General features: G+C 42.9%; 3 protein-coding genes. All 3 read left to right on the plus strand.

Translation table 11 applies throughout. From position 1 onward, the window contains the following. Window positions 1-195: 195 nt before the first annotated feature. Entirely contained in the window at window positions 196-366 is a 171-nt protein-coding gene (locus tag VB654_RS25140; protein WP_323216557.1) for a chlorophyll a/b-binding protein, read from the plus strand. Window positions 367-677: 311 nt separating this feature from the next. After that, on the plus strand, window positions 678-971 hold the full coding sequence (locus VB654_RS25145) for a hypothetical protein (protein ID WP_323216558.1): 294 nt from the start codon (window positions 678-680) through the stop codon (window positions 969-971). A 127-nt stretch (window positions 972-1,098) separates the two neighbouring features. After that, on the plus strand, window positions 1,099-2,115 hold the full coding sequence (locus VB654_RS25150) for a WD40 repeat domain-containing protein (RefSeq protein ID WP_416235708.1): 1,017 nt from the start codon (window positions 1,099-1,101) through the stop codon (window positions 2,113-2,115). Window positions 2,116-2,343 lie beyond the last annotated feature (228 nt).

A 2,343-nucleotide genomic window follows, 5' to 3' on the forward strand; every position in this document is an offset into this window, starting at 1 on the left:
AAGTTCTTCTAGAGACGCTGCTATTTAAGCATTGCCAACGCCCCCATCAGTTACCAATAATCAACAGGGGAGTCACACTCTCTAAATTTTGACAAAAGTTTATTTCAGTCTGGTTCTCAATCCCATCTGAAACATTGATAATTGTTCCCTGTTTACTGTTTTAACTCCCGTTTGCCAAAAAGAGGTTTTAGGAAAATGACACAATCACAACCAACAATTACCCCCAAATTAGAAGATCCCAAGTTTGGTTTTAATGAATATGCTGAACGCTTAAATGGTCGAGCAGCAATGATTGGCTTTTTATTGATGGTGGCGATTGAGTATTTCACTAATCAAGGTGTGCTATCATGGCTAGGCCTGAAATAGTGCTACTAACAAGCATAAAGCTTGAAGTTGTAAGCTAGTAATTAGAAGTGTTTGAACCAGCTGGAACAACTAGCTGGTTTTGAACGTGAAAATATCTAAGAGCAAACTTCCTTACACAAGCCGTTTATGACGCAGATGCACACACAAAAGTGTTGGTATTATTTTAAACTTGCTGGCAAATAACACCTGCAAGAAGATGAACAACTACACTTTTTCTGTACTGTAGAAAATTTCAGTGCTTTAGATGCATATCGTTAAAATAGCAGTTAATGTGTGAGGTATTCTCGGTAATCTGGAAAAACTAAGCCGTGATGAATGCTGTATTACCTCGTTTTTTAAAGTCAGCCTACAGAAAAGACCCAATAATCAGCGTATTGATGACAGTAGGCGTGGTTGATTCCCTAATTGGAGGACTGAATGATAGTTGGTCATTATTTGCTGTTGGTTTGGGGACAGCAGGGGTCAGCCTAGCTTTTAAGTTATGGCGAATCCAGCAACGGCAACCCCTGGCAGATGAGCCTGTAGTACAACATTACTTACCTCCCCAATCATCTAGTACTACTCTGCCAATTCTGACTATTTCTAAGAAAAAACCACGGCGATGAGAAGTGGGGAGAGTGCTGAGTGCTGAGTGAAGAGTAAAGAAGACGAAATCTATACCAAAAGTGAGGCAAAAAAGTGAGGCGTGAGGTAAGCACTGGGGAAAATTATGTATTGCGCCCGTACATAATTATGGCATTTATGGCGGCGATCGCTTTGCCGATAACTCTCTGGCAAGGGTCAAATATTCCGGCTGTTAACGCTGCTGTGCAATTAAGACCAAACTCTCAAGTCAAAACTGCGAGCAACCCCCAACTGCTTCACACCTTCTTAGGACATAGAGGAAGCGTTAAATCTTTGGCCTTTAGTCCCAATAGCAAACTTTTGGTCAGTGGTGGTGGTAGTGACAATGATGGCATAATCCAATTGTGGAACCCCGTAACAGGCGAAAGGTCGGGACGGATTAGAAAAGCACACACAACTGGGGTGCAGTCTTTAGCAATTTCACCAGATGGTCAAACTTTAATTAGCTGTAGCAGCGACAATAGAATTAATATTTGGAATCTGAAAAATAATAAGTTTAGTCGTTCTTTTGTGGGACATAGCAGTAATGTCATGTCTTTGGCTGTATCACCCGATAGTCGAATTCTGGTTAGTGGTGCTTTAGACGGGATTCGGATGTGGGATTTGTTCCAACAGCGACCATTAGCTACTTTGGTACGCTTTGATAATTCTATACATACACTAGCAATGAGTCCTGATGGTCAGACTATAGCTAGTGGCGATAATAAGGGTGTAATTAAACTGTGGAACTTGAATACTGGTGAATTAGTCAGTGAATTTACTGGGCATTCCCAGACAGTGACTACCCTAGCGTTTACGCCAGATGGTTCAAATTTCATCACAGCCAGCCGCGATCGCACTATTAAAATTTGGAGTCAAAATTCTAACGAGCCAGTACGCACCCTCACAGGACATAATAATTGGGTGAATGCGATCGCCATCAATCCCGATGGACAAACCTTAGCCAGTGCCGGCAGAGATGGCGTAAAAATGTGGAATTTAACTACAGGAGAGTTACAAAGTACACTGGCAGGGACTTCAGACTGGGTAAGTGCGATCGCCTTTAGTCCAGATGGGCAAACCCTAGCCAGTGGTAGCTTCGATGGCAAAGTGACTATTTGGGCGATGCCTACTAGCGGCAATTAGCTCACAGGATTAGATCCCCGACTTCTTTGAGAAGTCGGGGATCTGAACCCTCGCCAGAGAACAGAAAAAGCTCAAAATCGCTCAAATAGCCACTCATCGCCAATAATCGCCTCTAACCGTTGCTTGAGTTGCGGTATAAAATATTCAGGGTCATTCAACCGTTGCTGCACAATCCAAGTATCAAATGCTTCCTGCCTCTCAATCCCTTGAGCAGCAGCCGCACCGGAT

This window comes from Nodularia sp. UHCC 0506 (genome assembly GCF_034931045.1).
GTDB lineage: Bacteria > Cyanobacteriota > Cyanobacteriia > Cyanobacteriales > Nostocaceae > Nodularia.

Coding starts and splice junctions, on each gene's coding strand:
- VB654_RS25140 (WP_323216557.1), top strand. CDS start 196: ATGACACAATCACAACCAACAATTACCCCCAAATTAGAAGATCCCAAG.
- VB654_RS25145 (WP_323216558.1), top strand. CDS start 678: ATGAATGCTGTATTACCTCGTTTTTTAAAGTCAGCCTACAGAAAAGAC.
- VB654_RS25150 (WP_416235708.1), top strand. CDS start 1,099: ATGGCATTTATGGCGGCGATCGCTTTGCCGATAACTCTCTGGCAAGGG.